The 16,854-nt window shown below is 67.0% G+C and carries 16 protein-coding genes; 7 read left to right on the plus strand and 9 right to left on the minus strand.

Annotated elements, in window-relative coordinates; all coding sequences use genetic code 11:
• The 3 genes from KUV62_RS18335 (at position 1) to KUV62_RS18345 (ending at position 4,393) form a co-directional block, all read left to right on the plus strand.
• Positions 1 to 1,656, plus strand: coding sequence for an alpha-glucosidase (locus tag KUV62_RS18335; RefSeq protein WP_222605175.1), 1,656 nt, complete (start codon positions 1 to 3; stop codon positions 1,654 to 1,656).
• A gap of 19 nt (positions 1,657 to 1,675) precedes the next feature.
• Entirely contained in the window at positions 1,676 to 2,767 is a 1,092-nt protein-coding gene (locus KUV62_RS18340) for an ABC transporter ATP-binding protein (RefSeq protein WP_222605176.1), read from the plus strand.
• A 234-nt stretch (positions 2,768 to 3,001) separates the two neighbouring features.
• Positions 3,002 to 4,393 carry a nucleobase:cation symporter-2 family protein gene (locus KUV62_RS18345; RefSeq protein WP_222605177.1) on the plus strand — a complete coding sequence of 464 codons (1,392 nt, stop codon included), beginning with the start codon at positions 3,002 to 3,004 and terminating at the stop codon, positions 4,391 to 4,393.
• Between the two features lie 177 nt (positions 4,394 to 4,570).
• Here the strand turns inward: KUV62_RS18345 and KUV62_RS18350 are convergent, their stop codons facing one another.
• Positions 4,571 to 6,430 carry an ABC-F family ATP-binding cassette domain-containing protein gene (locus tag KUV62_RS18350; protein ID WP_222605178.1) on the minus strand — a complete coding sequence of 620 codons (1,860 nt, stop codon included), beginning with the start codon at positions 6,428 to 6,430 and terminating at the stop codon, positions 4,571 to 4,573.
• 217 nt (positions 6,431 to 6,647) lie between these two features.
• Between KUV62_RS18350 and ndk the strand changes: the two genes are divergently transcribed.
• Entirely contained in the window at positions 6,648 to 7,070 is a 423-nt protein-coding gene (gene ndk, locus KUV62_RS18355; RefSeq protein ID WP_222605179.1) for a nucleoside-diphosphate kinase, read from the plus strand.
• Positions 7,071 to 7,149: 79 nt separating this feature from the next.
• On the opposite strand, the gene KUV62_RS18360 is transcribed toward ndk, so the two are convergent.
• The 3 genes from KUV62_RS18360 to KUV62_RS18370 form a co-directional block, all read right to left on the minus strand.
• Positions 7,150 to 7,557 (minus strand): DUF4112 domain-containing protein, encoded by a 408-nt coding sequence (locus KUV62_RS18360; RefSeq protein WP_222605180.1) that lies wholly within the window; start codon positions 7,555 to 7,557, stop codon positions 7,150 to 7,152.
• A gap of 5 nt (positions 7,558 to 7,562) precedes the next feature.
• Positions 7,563 to 7,733 carry a YqaE/Pmp3 family membrane protein gene (locus tag KUV62_RS18365; protein ID WP_222605181.1) on the minus strand — a complete coding sequence of 57 codons (171 nt, stop codon included), beginning with the start codon at positions 7,731 to 7,733 and terminating at the stop codon, positions 7,563 to 7,565.
• 110 nt (positions 7,734 to 7,843) lie between these two features.
• A complete protein-coding gene (locus KUV62_RS18370; protein ID WP_222605182.1) occupies positions 7,844 to 8,188 on the minus strand; it encodes a TfoX/Sxy family protein in 345 nt (114 codons plus the stop codon).
• Positions 8,189 to 8,431: 243 nt separating this feature from the next.
• Here KUV62_RS18370 and KUV62_RS18375 point away from each other — a divergent pair, with 243 nt between their 5' ends.
• Together KUV62_RS18375 and KUV62_RS18380 are read left to right on the plus strand one after the other, a co-directional pair.
• The gene (locus KUV62_RS18375; protein ID WP_222605183.1) at positions 8,432 to 9,031 is read left to right on the plus strand and encodes a biotin transporter BioY; all 600 of its coding nucleotides are present in this window, start codon (positions 8,432 to 8,434) and stop codon (positions 9,029 to 9,031) included.
• Positions 9,032 to 9,147: 116 nt separating this feature from the next.
• Positions 9,148 to 9,903: a heme-dependent oxidative N-demethylase family protein gene (locus KUV62_RS18380; RefSeq protein ID WP_222605184.1), complete on the plus strand. Its 756-nt coding sequence runs from the start codon at positions 9,148 to 9,150 to the stop codon at positions 9,901 to 9,903.
• Here KUV62_RS18380 and KUV62_RS18385 read toward each other — a convergent pair.
• The 5 genes from KUV62_RS18385 to KUV62_RS18405 all read right to left on the minus strand — a co-directional run bounded on the left by KUV62_RS18385 (position 9,884) and on the right by KUV62_RS18405 (position 15,064).
• Positions 9,884 to 10,636, minus strand: coding sequence for a hypothetical protein (locus tag KUV62_RS18385; RefSeq protein ID WP_222605185.1), 753 nt, complete (start codon positions 10,634 to 10,636; stop codon positions 9,884 to 9,886). The two genes, KUV62_RS18380 and KUV62_RS18385, sit on opposite strands and share 20 nt — an antisense overlap.
• A gap of 250 nt (positions 10,637 to 10,886) precedes the next feature.
• Entirely contained in the window at positions 10,887 to 11,699 is an 813-nt protein-coding gene (locus KUV62_RS18390; protein WP_222605186.1) for a lytic transglycosylase domain-containing protein, read from the minus strand.
• Between the two features lie 166 nt (positions 11,700 to 11,865).
• A complete protein-coding gene (locus KUV62_RS18395; protein ID WP_222605187.1) occupies positions 11,866 to 12,717 on the minus strand; it encodes a hypothetical protein in 852 nt (283 codons plus the stop codon).
• Positions 12,718 to 13,253: 536 nt separating this feature from the next.
• Positions 13,254 to 14,660 carry a type I glutamate--ammonia ligase gene (gene glnA / locus KUV62_RS18400; RefSeq protein ID WP_222605188.1) on the minus strand — a complete coding sequence of 469 codons (1,407 nt, stop codon included), beginning with the start codon at positions 14,658 to 14,660 and terminating at the stop codon, positions 13,254 to 13,256.
• 65 nt (positions 14,661 to 14,725) lie between these two features.
• The gene (locus KUV62_RS18405) at positions 14,726 to 15,064 is read right to left on the minus strand and encodes a P-II family nitrogen regulator (protein ID WP_007800427.1); all 339 of its coding nucleotides are present in this window, start codon (positions 15,062 to 15,064) and stop codon (positions 14,726 to 14,728) included.
• A 173-nt stretch (positions 15,065 to 15,237) separates the two neighbouring features.
• On the opposite strand from KUV62_RS18405, the gene KUV62_RS18410 reads away from it, so the two are divergent.
• The gene (locus KUV62_RS18410; protein WP_222605189.1) at positions 15,238 to 16,839 is read left to right on the plus strand and encodes an NAD(P)H-hydrate dehydratase; all 1,602 of its coding nucleotides are present in this window, start codon (positions 15,238 to 15,240) and stop codon (positions 16,837 to 16,839) included.
• Positions 16,840 to 16,854: the final 15 nt, after the last annotated feature.

Here is a 16,854-nt window from a genome sequence, read left to right on the forward strand (position 1 = left end):
ATGACCGCAAACCCGGACATGAGCGCGCAGCGCCACCTCAAGAAGGATCCCGACTGGTGGCGGGGCGCGGTGATCTACCAGATCTATCCGCGCAGCTACCAGGACAGCAATGGCGACGGGGTGGGCGACCTGCTGGGCATCGCCCAGCGTCTGCCCTACGTCGCCTCGCTCGGCGTCGACGCGATCTGGATCTCGCCGTTCTTCCGCTCGCCGATGGCCGATTTCGGCTATGACGTCAGCGATTACTGCGACATCGACCCGATGTTCGGCACGCTGTCGGATTTCGACACGGTGATCGAGACCGCCCACATGCTCGGCCTCAAGGTGCTGATGGACCTGGTGATCTCGCACAGCTCCATCGAGCACCCGTGGTTCAAGGAGAGCCGCAGCTCGAAGGACAACCCGCGCGCCAACTGGTATGTCTGGGCCGATGCCAAGCCCGATGGCACGCCGCCCAACAACTGGCTGTCGATCTTCGGCGGCTCGTCCTGGCAATGGGATCCGACCCGCTGCCAGTACTACCTGCACAACTTCCTCACCGAGCAACCCGACATGAACTTCCACGAGCCGGCGCTGCAGGAGGCGCTGCTCGACGTGACGCGGTTCTGGCTTGATCGCGGCGTCGACGGCTTCCGGCTCGACACGGTGAACTTCTACTTCCACGACCGCGAGCTGCGCGACAATCCGGCGCTGCCGCCGGAAGAGCGCAACCCGATCACCGCGCCGGCGGTGAACCCCTATACCTGGCAAAACCACCTCTACGACAAGACCCAGCCCGAGAACCTGGAGTTCCTCGCGCGACTGCGCAAGCTCATGAACGAGTATGACGCCGCCGCCGTGGGCGAGGTCGGCGAGGATCTGCGCGGGCTCGAGGTGCTGGGCGATTACACGCGGGGCGACGAGCACCTGCACATGTCCTACGCCTTCGACCTGCTGTCCGACCATGCGCCCACCGCCGCCTTCATCAAGCGGGTGATGGACGACATGGAAGAGAAGGCGCCGGGCGGCTGGGCCTGCTGGGCCTTCTCCAACCACGACGTGGTGCGTCACATTACCCGGTGGGACATCCCCGAGGCCGCGGCGCGGCTCTACATCACGCTGATGATGTGCCTGCGCGGCTCCGCCTGCATCTACCAGGGCGAGGAACTGGCGCTGCCCGAGGCCGAGGTCGCCTTCGAGGATCTGCAGGATCCCTACGGCAAGCGCTTCTGGCCGGCCTTCAAGGGACGCGACGGAGCCCGCACGCCGATGGTCTGGGACAGCAACGAACACAATGGCGGCTTCAGCTCCAGCATGCGCCCGTGGCTGCCGGTCAGCCACGCGCATCTCAGCCGCACCGTCGCCGACGAGGAGAAAGACCCGCTGGCGATGCTGCATCATTATCGCCGGGCGATCTCGTTCCGGCACAGCCACGAGGCGCTGAAGAAGGGCACAATCTCGGAGGTGCGCTGCGAGGGGCCGGTGCTGACCTTCCGCCGCTGCCTCGGCGAGACCGAGCTGTTCTGCGCCTTCAACATCAGCGACGCGCCGGTCACCATCGACGCGCCGGCGGGAAAGTGGCATCAAATCGGAGCCGAGCTCGGATCCGCCGGACCGGCGCCCGACGGCAAGCTGCATTTCGGGCGCTGGCAGCCCGTTCTGGCGCTGAAATCTTGATCTCGGAGGGGGTACGCAAATGGCCGATCTGAAACTGACGGATGTGGGCAAGACCTATGGCGGCGCCGTCGAGGTGCTCAAGCATATCGATCTCGATATCAAGGCAGGCGAGCTGATCGTTTTCGTCGGCCCCTCGGGCTGCGGCAAGTCCACGCTGCTGCGGATGATCGCGGGGCTCGAGAAGATCACCGCCGGCACGCTCGAGATCGACGGCCAGCGCGTCAACGACGTGCCGCCGGCGCAGCGTGGCATCGCCATGGTGTTCCAGAGCTACGCGCTCTACCCGCACATGACCGTGCGCGAGAACATGTCGTTTGCGCTGCAGATCGCCAAGAAGTCCAAGGACGAGATCCGCGAGGCAGTGGAGCGCGCCGCCAAGATGCTGCAGCTCGAGCCTTACCTGGATCGTCTGCCCAAGGCGCTTTCAGGCGGTCAGCGCCAGCGCGTCGCCATCGGCCGCGCCATCGTGCGCGACCCCAAGGTCTATCTCTTCGATGAGCCGCTCTCGAACCTCGACGCAGCGCTACGCGTGGCGACCCGGATCGAGATCGCCCAGCTCAAGGAGCAGATGCCCGACCGCACGATGATCTACGTCACCCACGACCAGGTCGAGGCGATGACGCTGGCGACGCGGATCGTGGTGCTGGCCAACAAGGGCGTGGCCCAGGTGGGCTCGCCGCTCGAGCTCTACGAGACGCCGAATTCCGAGTTCGTGGCGCAGTTCATTGGCTCCCCGGCGATGAACCTGATGCCGGGCGAGATCGTCGCCACTGGCGAGACCACCACCGTCAAGCTCGCCGGTGGCGGGACCGCCGTCTCGACCGTGCCGACCACCGCGGCCGACATGGGGCTGAGCGTCAACGTGGGCATCCGGCCCGAGGATTTCGTGCTGGCGGAAGGCGAGGGCGCCTATACTGGCAAGGTGGCGCTGACCGAGGCGCTCGGCGAGGTGACGCTGCTGCATTTCGTCGATGACGGCGCGGCGAAAGAACCGGTCATCGCCAAGCTGCCGGGCATCCACAAGGGACTGCGCGGCTCCGAGGTGCGGCTCTCGGCAGAGCCCGCCAAGGTGCATCTCTTCACCGACGGCGTGTCGCTGCTCTACCGCTGAGCCGCCTTACCAGCACCTGACCCTCCAGACGGGCAGACCATCCGCGGCCTGCCCGTTTTGCGTGCAGGTACGCTCCGGAGCGCGCCCCGATTGCGCGACCGCCGTGCCGCCCCGGCGCCGTGCGTCGCGGGGGCGTCAAATCTCTGGCCCGGGGCACGGCTTCGCCGAAAGCTGGTGGTGGGAGAGCCGGCGCGGCGCGCCTGACCCTTCCTTGCACACAGGATGGAGGGCGCCATGGCCACCGAGACGCAATCGAACGGATCACTCATCTACACGCTCGAGGACAAGCCCGAGCCGCCCGCGGCGGCGCTGGCGGCGTTCCAGCACATCCTCGCCTCCATCGTCGGCATCGTCACGCCGACGCTGGTGATCGGCGGGGTGCTGGGGCTTGGGGAGTATGTGCCCTATCTCATCGCCATGTCGCTGCTGGTCTCTGGCGTGGCCACCTTCATCCAGTGCAAGACCATCGGGCCGGTGGGCTCGGGGCTGTTGAGCGTGCAGGGCACCAGCTTCGCCTTCCTCGGACCGATCCTCGCCGCGGGCTTCGCGGTCAAGAACAATGGCGGCACGCCCGAGGACATGCTGGCGATGATCTTCGGCCTCTGCCTCGCGGGCTGCCTGATCGAGGTGGTGCTGAGCCAGTTCATCGACAAGCTCGGCAAGATCATCACGCCAACGGTCACCGGCATCGTCATCACCGTGATCGGCCTGTCGCTGGTCAAGGTGGGCTTCACCGATTTCGCCGGCGGCGTCGGCGCGGGCGAGGATCTGGGCAAGCCGATCAACCTGGTCATGGGCTCGATCGTGGTGGCGGTGATCCTGGTGCTGACATTCACCGGCAGCCCGATGCTGCGCATCTCGGCGATCATGGTGGGGCTGGTGGTCGGAACCATCGTGTCGATGGTCTTCGGCATGGTGGATTTCTCCAAGGCCGGGCAGGGCGAGCTGATCGCCATCCCGCAGCCGCTGAAATACGGGCTCGATTTCGATCTCGGCCTGTTCATCCCCATTGCCTTCATCTTCCTGGTGACGGCGATCGAGACCTCGGGCGACCTGACCGCCAACTCGGTGATCGCGGGCCAGCCGGTCAAGGGGCCTCTGTACCTACGCCGGATCAGGGGCGGCATCCTCGCCGACGGCGTGAACTCGGGGCTGGCGGCGCTGTTCAACACCTTCCCCAACACCACGTTTTCGCAGAACAACGGCGTCATCCAGATGACCGGCGTCGCCTCGCGCCACGTGGGGATGTATATCGGCGGCATTCTCGTGCTGCTGGGGTTCTTCCCGATGGTGGGCCAGCTCTTCCTGCTGATCCCCAAGCCGGTGCTCGGCGGCGCGACGCTGGTGCTCTTCGGCACCATCGCGGTGGCCGGCATCCGGATCCTCGCCACGCAGGAGATCGACCGCCGCAAGGTCTACATCATGGCGGTGAGCTTCGGGCTTGGCCTCGGGGTCACGCTGGTGCCGGAGGCAACGCAGAACCTGCCGGCCTTCCTGAAGCAGGTCGTGGCCACGCCGATCACGCTGGCGGGTCTCTCGGCGATCATCCTGTCGCTGGCGATCCCCGAGACCCCGGAGACCACCGAGCCGGTCGAAGGGGCCGCGGAGGACGGCGCCACTGCCTGACGCTGCACCTGGCGAGAAGGGAAGGGGGGGGCGCTGCCCCCTCTTGTCCTGCGGCCAATTCACCCCCGAGGTATTTTTGAACCAAAGAAGATATGGGCGCTGCGGCGCTGTCTTCTCTTCGTCAAAAATACTCCCGCGGGAGGCGTCCCGCGTTTTCCGAGAGCGCTGCCGCCGGGATCAGGCGCTTTCGGCGGTCTCGAGCTTCTCGAGCGCGGCTTCCCAGAGCGCCTCGGCGCGGTGCAGCCCGTCCATGACCTCGGCATATTTCTTGTTCCAGGTCTCGAGCTCGCCGGCGCGACCGTCTTCGTAGAGTGCCGGATCGGCGAGCTTCTTGGCCAGCTTCTCGCGCATCTCCTCGATCTTCTCGACTCGCGCCTCGCATTTGCGGACCTCCGAGCGCAGCGCGAGGATCTGGTCGCGCGTCGGCTTCGGCGCTTTCGGGGGCTCCGCCTTCGCCTTGCCTTGCTTCACCGGCTTGTCCTGGGTCAGCAGCATCGCGCGGTAGGCGTCGAGATCGTCCTCGTAGGGCTTCACCGTGCCGTCCTTGACCAGCCAGAGCCGGTCGGCCACGAGGCTCAGCAGGTGCATGTCGTGGCTCACCAGGATCACCGCGCCGGAATATTGCGTCAGCGCCTCGACCAGCGCCTCACGGCTCTCGATGTCGAGGTGGTTGGTGGGCTCGTCGAGGATCAGCATGTGCGGCGCGTCGAGCGTCGCCAGCAGCAGCGACAGGCGCGCCTTCTGGCCGCCCGAGAGCCGGCCGACCTCGGTCTCCGCCTGCGCCGCCATCAGGCCGAAGCCCGCCAGCTGGGCGCGCAGCTTCGGCGGCGCCATCTCGGGGCGCTCGCGCTGCAGGTGCTGCAGCGGGGTCTCGTCGAGATGCAGTTCGTCGACCTGGTGCTGGGCGAAATAGCCGATGCGCAGCTTCGAGCTGCGCACCATCTTGCCCTCCATCAGCGCCAGCCGGTCCGCCAGCAGCTTCGATAGCGTCGACTTGCCCTGGCCGTTGCGCCCGAGCAGCGCGATGCGGTCGTCCTGGTCGATCCGCAGGTTCAGCCGCGACAGGACCTGCCGCTCGCCATAGCCCGTCGCGCCGCCCTCGAGCGCCACGATGGGTGGCGAGAGCTGGTCGGGCTGCGGGAAGCTGAACACCCGCTTGGCGGCCTCCTCGGGGGCGGTGATGGTGTCCATCCGCGCGATCATCTTCAGACGGGCCTGCGCCTGCTTGGCCTTCGAGGCCTTGGCGCGGAAGCGGTCGACGAAGCTCTGCAGATGGGCCTTGCGCTCCTCCTGCTTCTTCGCCGCCGCCGCCTGCACGGCGCGGCGCTCGGCCCGGGTGCGGGCGAAGGTGTCGTAGCCGCCCTGGTAGAGCGTCAGCTGCCGGTCCTCGAGATGGAGGATCGCGCCCACCGCCCGGTTCAGCAGCCCGCGATCGTGCGAGATCACGATGACCGTGTGCGGATACCGCGTCAGATAGCTCTCGAGCCAGAGCGCGCCCTCGAGGTCGAGATAGTTGGTCGGCTCGTCGAGCAGCAGCAGGTCGGGCTGCGCGAAAAGCACCCCGGCCAGCGCCAGCCGCATCCGCCAGCCGCCGGAGAAATCCGAGCTCGGGCGCTGCTGGTCGGCCTCGTCGAAGCCCAGACCCTTGAGGATCGAGGCGGCGCGGCCCTCCGCCGACCAGGCGTCGATATCCGCGAGCCGGGTCTGAACCTCGGCGATGCGGTGCGGGTCGGTGGCGGTTTCCGCCTCGGCCATCAGTGCCGCACGCTCGCTATCGGCGGCCAGCACCGTCTCGATCAGCGACACGTTCGAGGCCGGCGCCTCCTGCGCCACGCCGCCGATCCGCGCCCGCTCGGGCAGGCCGATCTCGCCGCCGTCGAGCGTCAGCTCGCCGCGGATCAGCCGGAACAGCGTGGTCTTGCCGGCGCCATTGGGGCCAACGAGGCCGACCTTGTGGCCGGCGGGAATCACCGCGGAGGCGCCCTCGAACAGGGGCCGCCCCTCGACGGAATAGGAAATATCATCGATCCTGAGCATCTCCGCGCTCTAGCAGAGGTGCCGCGGCACGGAAATCCCCCATGATCTTCTCTTGGCTGGAAATATCCCGGGGAGCGCGAGGGGCTGGCCCCTCGCAGGCCGAAACCTGCCGCCCGGGGCGACGGCTCGGGTCTTTCCAAGGCGCCTCTGCCATGCTAACGCCCACAGCAGCGAATACCGGCCGGGCCAGCTGCCCGGCTTTTCAATGGAGACAGACATGGCCCTCGAACGGACCTTTTCGATCATCAAGCCCGACGCCACCCGCCGCAACCTGACCGGCAAGATCAACGCCAAGTTCGAGGAAGCGGGTCTGCGCATCGTCGCACAGAAGCGCATCCAGATGACCAAGGCGCAGGCCGGCGAGTTCTACAAGGTGCATGCCGAGCGCCCGTTCTACGACGAACTCTGCGAGTTCATGGCTTCCGCGCCGGTCGTTGTGCAGGTGCTGGAAGGTGAAGGCGCGATTGCCAAGAACCGCGAAGTGATGGGCGCCACCAACCCGGCCGATGCCGCCGAAGGCACCATCCGCGCAGAGTTCGCAGAGTCGGTCGGTGAGAACTCGGTGCACGGCTCCGACGCCCCGGAGACCGCCGCGGTCGAGATCGCCTATTTCTTCTCGGGCCTCGAACTGGTCGGCTGAGCCGCCTTTTCGGACCTTTTACGAGATTCAAAACGGGCGCCCCGCGGGGCGCCCGTTTTTCTTTGCTTGGCTCATGCCATCAGGCCAGCTCAGCCCCCTGGTAGTCGGGCGCCTCGGCCCGGCCTTCGCCGGCGGTCCGGTAATATTCCTCCGCCCAGCGGCGCAGCAGCGCGGCGTTGCGCATGTTGGCCTTGTAGCCCACATCCATGATGTCGCCGATCAGCGGCAGCAGGCCGATCGCCCAGTCCACCGCGACGTTCCAGCTCATCTGCACCAACAACGCCTTCGGTGCGCCGAGTTCGCGGGCCTCGTTGACGATCCAGGCGGCCGGGGCAAGCGCCAGCGTGTCACCGATGCCCGGCACGAGGCCGAGGATCGAATCCCAGCCCAGCCGGATCTTGGTGAAGGGCAGGCGGAAGGCGCGGTCGAGGCGGCGTGCCAAGCGCTCGACGCGCTCGACCCGTTCGAAGGTTTCACGACGCGACATGGCGATCACGCGTGCTGCGGCGTCCGGGCGATGATCCAGACGGCGTGGACGATGCCGGGGATGTAGCCCAGGAGCGTGAGCAGGATGTTGATCCAGAAATGCTTGCCGAGACCGACCTGCAGGAAGACGCCGAGCGGCGGCAGCAGGATGGCGGCGATGATGCGGATAAGGTCCATGGGGACGGGCCTCCGTTGCGTGTTACGTTTCGCCAATCAACGTAAAACCCGCCTGCCGAGTTCCGACCCGCGCCTCGAGGAGCGCCCGTGAGGGCGGAGGAGAGCCCGGTTCAGGGCCCCTTGCGCCGCGCGATGACGCCGATCTCGTCGAGCACCGCCTCGATGCCGGAGAGCGCCTCGCCCCGGCCGGCGATCTCGGCGCAGAGCGCATCAAAGCGGGCGCGCAGATCGTCCTTCTCCTTGCCGCGGCAATCGTTCCACGGACGGCCCTGCAAGGCCATGTGCAGCACGTAGTAGCTGATGAAATGCGCCTTGGTGCCGGTGCGCAGCATCCGGCCATAGGCGTCATGCGCGCCGATCTCGCGCAGCGTTTCGGCGTCGGGAATGCCGGCGCGGGCGCAGGCGGCCTCGACGGCGGGGCCGAGATTGCGGATGGATGAGACCGGCGTGGACATCGGCGCCTCGAAAGCTTCGGACCGCACCAGACCTGACATCGCGCCGCCGCGCAGGCAAGCCCGGTCTGCCTCCCGGTGGCGGTAACAGGCAGGTTTCGAGGCGTCGGTGGGCGCCGCGGGCTTTGCCGCTGCAAACTCACGGTTTGCAAATTAAGCGTGCATGACAGGGTGATGACGGCTTGCGATGGTCTTCGCCATGGTGCAGAAACTCAAGGAATGGAGATGAAACAAGGGGGACACCCGATGACCATCGCACAGAACCGCTCCGTTCTGGTGGAAAGCTTCGGTGCCACGGACGGCACCGCCCTGCGCCTCAAGCAGGCCGCTCTCGTGGTGGCCGGCATCGCCTTCCTGGCGATCATGGCCAAGATCAAGGTGCCTATGTGGCCGGTGCCGATCACCATGGGCACCTTCGGCGTGCTGACCCTCGGCGCCGCCTATGGCGCGCGGCTCGGCCTCGTGACCATCCTCGGCTACATGCTGGTGGGTGCGCTCGGCTTCGACGTCTTCGCCGGCAGCTCGGCCGAGCTCAACGGCTTCGCCTACATGATGGGCGGCACCGGCGGCTACCTCGTGGGCTACGTGATGGCCGTCCTGCTGCTCGGCACGCTGGCGCGCGCCGGCTGGGACCGCTCGGCGCCCAAGATGGCCGGTGCGATGCTGCTGGGCAACGCGCTGATCTACGTGCCCGGCCTGATCTGGCTCGGCATGCTCTACGGCTGGGACAAGCCGATCCTCGAGTGGGGCCTGACCCCGTTCCTCGTCGGAGACGCGATCAAGCTGGCCCTGGCCGCGCTGATCCTGCCGCTGTCCTGGAAGGCCCTGGGCCGCGCCCGCGGCTGAGCCTCCGCCTCACAGTGAAGCATCGAGAGCGGCGCGGGAGTTTCCCGCGCCGCTTTTCCTTTGCCGCGACGCTGCCGCATCTTGCGGCAAGCCCGCTCCGGCGCTAGCCCTTTGGCATGACCCTGCAAGAGCGCCTTCCCTTCGATCTTTCGACCTCGCGGCCGCTGCCGAATATCGGCCCCATCGCCATGTCCGACTGGCTCCTCGTCGACGAGGCCTATGCCGGCCAGATGGCCGACCGGGAGCGTCTCCTCAACACCAATCGCGACGCGGTGCTGGCGCTCTCCGAGCGCGCCCGTCCGGCGGCGGACGAGCTGCTCGAGGTCGTGCTCGCGCATCTGCCCGAGGGGTTCTCCCGCGACGGTGCGCGCGTCACCCGGCCCGACGGCACGCAGGTGACGCTCGATCGCGAGGACCCGATGGGCACGCTGGGGCGCCTGGTGCAGGAGGATTTCTGCCTGCTCGAGAAGGCGGAGGGCGAGGCGGAGCACGTGCTCACCGGCGCGGTGCTGTGCTTTCCCGCCGGCTGGCGGCTGGCGCAGAAGGTGATGCGCCCGCTGGTCGAGATCCACATCCCGATCCCCGAGTATGACGATGCCATCGCGGCGCGGGTGCAGCGGCTTTTCGACGGGGTGCAGGTGGGGCGTCCGCTGATGCGCTTCAACCGGCTGTGGTACAACGACCCGACGCTGTTCCAGCCCGGCCCCCGGCGCGACAACACCGACCGCGCCGATCCCGCCACCGCGGCTTATTTCCGCTCCGAGCGGCAATGCCTAGTGCGGCTGCCCGAGACCCGCGCGGTGGTGTTCTCGATCCACACCTACGTGATGGAGCGGGCCCGCGCCCTCGCGCTCAGCGCGTCAGCTGGTTGAGGACGTCGCGCAGGATGTCGGTGTTCGCGAACACGATGGCCAGCGCGACCAGCACGAGAACCCGGCTCACCAGCCGCAGATCCATGCCGCGCCACAGGCTCCAGAAGAACGTCAGCGCGCGGAACGGCAGCAAGACGAGGCCGAAACGACGCTTGCGGGGCCGAGCGGGTGTGCGGGTGTCGGCGCGCCGATCCGGCGCCTGCCGGCGCTCCTGCGCGCCTGTGGCGGGCTCGTCGGTGCTCCCGGCGACCTCCGCGGTCTCGGCGAGCAGGGCCGGGCCCTCGTCGTCGTCGACCGCCATCATCTCGCGCAGATGCTCGCTCAGGGCAAAATCCATGTGCGGGGGCTGGGTCGGATTGTACTGGTTGTCGGGCACCGGCTGGCCAAACATCTCGCGGAAATCGTCGGGTTCGATCAGCGTCTCGCAATCGAACCAGTCGATCGAATCCACCGGGATGTGCGACAGCATCCCGCGCACGGTCTGGGCAAGGATGCGCCGCGCCAGCGTCTCGTCCGACATCTCGCCCTTGCGCAGCAGGATGCGGATCGAGAGATAGGGGGCGTCATCCGGGATGCGCTGGACCTTGACCGAAATGCCGAAATGATCTGCCATGATCGCGGCGCGCTTGTTCGAGCGGCGGATCGGGCGGCCTGACCGGGTATCGAGCCGTCGCAGAACCTGGGCGGCGTCGCTGAGCAGTTGCCTGTCATTCAGCGCGACATCGTGGGTCAAGAAAATGCCCGCATGCGGTGTCTCTGCGTATCCCAAAACCCGGGACTCCCTGAACTCACTTAAAACATTAGATTTTCACAGAATACATATCAAATTAGGCATATTGTCGACGCGGGGGTGTCGTTAATGCGTCCTTAACCATCCGCGAGGTGGCCGCGATGCGCGGCGGAACCGGGCGGGCATCCGGGCCGGAACGGGCGGGCCGGGTTGGCGCCGCGGAGCCGGGGCCCCGCGGCTGGAGTTGCACCTGTCAGCGGTCGATGCGCTCGGCCGAGAGGGCGATGGCCTGCTGGTAGACGGTGGCGGCGTTCCACTCGTTCAGCACGCGGAAATTGGCCGTGCCCTGCTGGTAGGGCTGACCCGGTCGCCAGCCCTTCTGGCGCAGGAAATTCGCGGTCGAGGCCAGCGCGTCCCACTGGTTGTAGAAATCGACGCGGCCGTCGCCATTTCCGTCGACCCCGTAGCGCATGGCGTTGCCCGGAAGGAACTGGGTATGGCCCAGCTCGCCATGGGCGGCGCCCTTCTGGTTGGGCGCCAGCATGCCGCGGTCGACCATCTGCAGCGCCGCCAACGCGTGCGGCGTGAAGAACGAGGAGCGGCGGCAATCATAGGCCACGGTGCTGATCGAGGACACCACCGGGACGTTGCCCATGCTGCGGCCGAAGCCTGTCTCCATGCCGTGAATCGCCACGAGGATTCCCGCGGGCACGCCATAGCGCTGCTCGATCGCGGCGTAGAATTGCGGGTTGGCCTGCACCCGCTTGCGCCCCGTGGCGGCGAAGCCGTCGAGCGAGCCAAGCCGGATTCGAATGAAATCGTTGAGCGCGTATTTCACGCCCTTCTGGTTGCGGTCGGCAGCGATGGTCGTGGTGGAATATTGCGCGTTCATAAGCGCTTGAAGGCCACGTTGACCAACGCCAGCGCGCTGCGCCTCGGCGGCGAATTCCTGCTTCCAGGCGCTGAAGCCGCTGGCGTTGTTGCCGCATGTGGCGGCTTGCACCGTGCCTGCCGTGGCGAGCCCGAGGGTCATGGCTGCGGCAAGTCTGAATACCCGGCGGAACATTCTTGGTTCTCCAATTCACTCTGAGTTGAGGAGAACGGTAGCCCAGCACCCGGACGCGGCAAACAGAAATGTCTCGCGCATCGCTCGCAACCCTCGTTTCGCGCAGGGCGCCCCGAATATCGCGATCCGGGCCCTCCCACCTTGGGCCCGGATCCGCGCGACCGGCTCAGTAGCTGCCAAGCAGACCGGCCGCGACACCCGTTGCATCCAGAGCCACGAACAGGCCGGCGATCCCGGTGGCGAGCATGCGGCGCTGCTGCGGGAAGGCGCTGGTGGCGTTGTAGGCCAGAAGCGGCACGGCCAGCGGCAGCGAGATCGTGGCGACGCCCACCGAAAGCGCCCAGCTCGAGACGCTCGCCGGTTCCGCGGCCTCGGGCTGCTCGCGCGGCAGGTCGGCCATCTCGATCTTCTGGACCGGGGCGACCAGCGCGCTGCGCAGGCGGCGATCATAGGCCTGGTAATGTGCCTCGGTGCGCTTGGTCTGCGCCGTGGGCTGCCGCCGGGCCTTCTTGGCGACCGGCAGGGTCCGGGCCAGGACATCCTTCTGGCTCAGGCGCTGGGTGCGGGCCTGGCCGTGCTCGAGCTTGACGCGGCGCGGGCGCAGGCGCTCAGGCTCGGCGGCCTGCACGGGCTGCTGTGCAGCGCAGGCGGGCGCGAGCTGGGCCAGGAAGCGCTCACGTGGCAGGCGGAGCTCGGTGCCGGCCCAGATCACATGGGCGACGGGCAGGGCTTCGACGAGGGCGAAGGCGACATGCGCCAGCGGCGTCAGCAGGGCTGCGTCTTCGCGCGGGGCGGTGACGTGCAGCACGACCTCGTCGCCCTCGTGATGAATGCGGGCCTCCCAGTCGCCGCCGGATGTGGCGAAGGACAGGGCGGCGGTGTCGGTCATGTCGCAACCTGCGACAGAGAAATCGTTATGCGTCAGGGCATCGCGCATGATCTGTTGGATCTCGTCGACAACGACGATCGAACGGGCGGCGAAGACAAGACGGGCTGTACTCGTGAAACCTTGGGTCATCTTGAACTCCTGAGCAGTGTTTTTGTTGGTTTTGACTATCCCCACGAGACTCAGTCTTGGTCTCGATTGGGGTGAGAATCTGGTCTGTCTGCGGTGCGGGCGGGTCCGATCTGCCGCGGTCCTGCCCAAGGTCGGGATGATTTCGCCGTAATTTCAATGAATTGCCGTGCGAGGGCCACATTCTGACGCGAAGGCGTGGAATTAGTCCGGATTTGTCTCAACCTACCCGAAAGGGTTGGTGCTAAAGAGCGTCAGGTTGACCGGTTTTGCAACCGCGTCCTGGCGCAGTTTCTTGAAGCGGTCGTCGCGTTGTCGCGCCTTCGTGAGAACGGTGGAGCGGATCCGGGTGGATCTTCGATAGTCGGGAAACAATGGGGACAAATACCGACCACGAATCATGGGGCGCGGTCAACATTCGGTCCTGCAAGGGGTGATTAGGCCGCATATTCGGCAGGCCCCCAAGGGCGGCGACCTGCTTCACCGGAGCAACGAAAAAGGGCGCCCGAAGGCGCCCTTTCCCAAACTCTCCGCGAGGATCAGCAGCTGTAGTACAGCTTGAACTCGACCGGGTGCGGGGTCATTTCGTACTGCTCGAGCTCTTCCATCTTGAGGTCGATGTAGCCTTCGATCTGGTCCTTGGTGAACACGTCACCGGCCAGCAGGAAGTCCATGTCGGCCTTCAGCTCGTCCAGAGCCTCACGCAGCGAGCCGCAGACGGTCGGGATGCCTTCCAGCTCCTCCGGCGGCAGGTCGTAGAGGTTCTTGTCCATGGCTTCGCCCGGATCGATCTTGTTCTTGATGCCGTCGAGGCCGGCCATCAGGAGCGCTGCGAAGCACAGGTAGGGGTTTGCCGACGGGTCGGGGAAGCGGGCTTCCACACGCTTTGCCTTCGGCGATTCCGCCCACGGAATACGCACGCAGCCCGAGCGGTTGCGGGCCGAGTAGGCGCGCAGCACGGGGGCTTCGAAGCCCGGGACCAGACGCTTGTAGGAGTTGGTCGACGGGTTGGTGAAGGCGTTGAGCGCCTTGGCGTGCTTGAGCAGGCCGCCGATGTACCACAGGGCTTCCTGCGACAGGTCGGCATACTTGTCGCCTGCGAAGAGCGGCTTGCCGTCCTTCCAGATCGACATGTTCACGTGCATGCCGGTGCCGTTGTCGCCGGCGATCGGCTTCGGCATGAAGGTTGCCGACTTGCCGTAGGCCTGGGCCACGTTGTGGATGATGTACTTGTACTTCTGAAGCTCGTCAGCCTGCTTGGTGACGGTGCCGAAGATCAGGCCAAGCTCGTGCTGGCACGACGCCACCTCGTGGTGGTGCTTGTCGACCTTCATGCCGATGCGCTTCATGGTCGAGAGCATCTCGGAGCGCAGGTCCTGCGCGTCGTCGATCGGGTTGACCGGGAAGTAGCCGCCCTTGACGCCCGGACGGTGGCCGGTGTTGCCCATCTCGTAGTCGGTGTCGGTGTTCCACGATGCGTCGAGCGCGTCGACTTCGTAGGAGACCTTGTTCATCGCGACCGAGAACTTCACGTCGTCGAACAGGAAGAATTCGGCTTCCGGGCCCATGAACGCGGTGTCGCCGATGCCGGAGGACTTGAGGTAGGCCTCTGCCTTCATCGCGGTGCCGCGCGGGTCACGCTCGTAGGCTTCGCCGGTGTCGGGCTCGACCACCGAGCAGTGGATGCAGAGAGTCTTCTCGGCATAGAACGGGTCGATATACACGCTGTCCGGGTCGGGCATCAGCTTCATGTCGGATGCTTCGATCGACTTCCAGCCTGCGATGGAGGAACCGTCGAACATGAAGCCTTCTTCGAGGAAATCCTCGTCGACCTCATCGGCAATCACCGTCACGTGCTGCAGCTTGCCGCGCGGATCGGTGAAGCGGATGTCGACGTAAGCGACCTCCTCGTCCTTCATCAGCTTGAGAACGTCCTTGATGCTCATTCCCTTCTTCCCTTTCTGTGACTTTGGGTCCGGTATGATTGTTTTATCGGCCGCCCGGGATGCGCTTAGAGCGCGTCCGAGCCGGATTCGCCGGTGCGGATCCGGATGGCCTGTTCGATCGGGCTCACGAAGATCTTGCCGTCGCCGATCTTGTCGGTCTTGGCGGCAGAGATGATGGCCTCGATGGCGGCGTCGACGAGTTCGTCATCCAGGACGACCTCGATCTTCACCTTGGGCAGAAAATCGACCACATATTCCGCGCCGCGATACAGCTCGGTATGGCCTTTCTGGCGGCCAAAGCCCTTCACTTCGAGAACCGAAAGGCCCTGGATGCCAGCATCCTGAAGCGCTTCCTTGACCTCGTCGAGCTTGAACGGCTTGATGATCGCCTCGACCTTTTTCATGGTCTATCTCTCCTCGTAATCCCGTGTCGGACCCTGCCAGATCATTTCTGCCCGGCGGCCACAATCGGATAGCCTACGGGGGCAGGGGGTGCATAGAGCGATTTGTATCGACCGCGTGAATTTTGCGCAACATGCCTTCAAAACGGGCGAAATGAAAACTTGAGGTGGAAGACATGGCAGATCTCCTGACAGCGGCGCAGATGCGCGCGGTGGAGACGGCAGCGATAAGCTCGGGCGAGGTGAGCGGTCTGGAGCTGATGGAGCGGGCCGGATCCGGCGTCGTGGACGCGGTTTTCCGGCACTGGCCGGAGCTTGCGCGCCGGGCGCACCGGGCGGTTGTCCTGTGCGGACCGGGCAACAATGGCGGCGACGGATTCGTCATCGCCCGGCTTCTGGTGGCGCGTGGCTGGGAGGTAGAGCTCTACCTCTACGGGGTGCTCGAGCGGCTGCCGCCCGATGCGCGGCGCAACGCCGAGCGCTGGCTCGAGATCGGCCGGATCCTGCCGCTCGAGCCCGGCTTCGAGGCCTCCAGCCGGCGCGCCGCGCTGGTGGTCGACGCGCTTTTCGGCACCGGGCTCAGCCGGCCGATCGCCGATCTCGGCGTGACGCTGCTCGATCTCGCGGAGCTGCGCGGCGAGGGGGCCGCGATGAGCGCCAGCGAGCGCCCGGACTGGACGCCGCTGATCGTCGCCGTCGACCTGCCGAGCGGGCTCTGCAGCGATAGCGGCCGGGTGCTGCGCGACGAGCATTTCGTGGGTCTTCCCGAGGTGCTTGAGGCAGCGTCCGCGGCCGCCGACCTGACGGTGACCTTCCACTCGCGCAAGCTCGGCCATGTGCTGGCGGAGGGGCCGGAGCTCTGTGGCACGGTGGTCGTCGTACCGATCGGGCTCGAGCCGCGCCGCTCGCGCGCGCCGCGTGGCGAGCGGGTCGGTGAGGTGACGGCGCCCGCGGGGCTGGGCAAGGCCGGAGGGCACAAGTTCAGCCACGGCCATGCGCTGGTGCTGAGCGGCGGCTTCGGGCGCACCGGCGCGGCGCGGCTCTCGGCGCGCGCTGCGCTCCGGGTCGGCGCGGGGCTGGTGACGCTCGGCGCACCGGGTGCGGCACAGATGGAGATCGCGGCGCAGATCACCGCGCTGATGCTGCGCCGGGTCGAGGGGGCGGAAGGGCTCGCGGAGCTGCTCGAGGATGACCGGATCAACGCGCTCTGTCTCGGCCCGGGGCTCGGGATCGAGCGGGCGCAGGAGCTGGTGCCGGTGGCGCTCGAGGTGGAGCGGCCGACGCTGCTCGACGCGGATGCGCTGAGCGCCTTCGCCGACGATCCGGCCGAGCTCTTCGGGCTGCTGCACCGGGGCTGCGTCCTGACCCCGCATGACGGCGAGTTCGCCCGCCTGTTCCCCGATCTCGCGGCGCGGCTGCGCGAGGTGGCCGAGGCCGGGCCCGCCTATTCCCGCGTCGACGCCGCGCGCGAGGCGGCACGGCGGGCGGGCTGCGTGGTGTTGCTCAAGGGGCCCGACACGGTGATCGCTGCCCCGGACGGGCGCTGCGCGGTCAACGCGGGCGTCGGCGCGCGCGCGGCGCCCTGGCTGGCGACGGCTGGCGCGGGCGACGTTCTGGCGGGGCTGATCGCCGGACTGATGGCGCGCGCGCTGGCACCGTTCGAGGCGGCGGGTGCGGGCGCGTGGCTGCATGTCGAGGCGGCGCGGGCCTTCGGTCCAGGGCTGATCGCCGAGGATCTGCCGGAGGCGCTGCCGGGGGTTCTTGCGGGCTTGGTCTGAGCGCTGCCCGCGTCG

The organism is Salipiger bermudensis, from assembly GCF_019801965.1.
GTDB classification, from domain to species: Bacteria; Pseudomonadota; Alphaproteobacteria; order Rhodobacterales; family Rhodobacteraceae; genus Salipiger; species Salipiger bermudensis_A.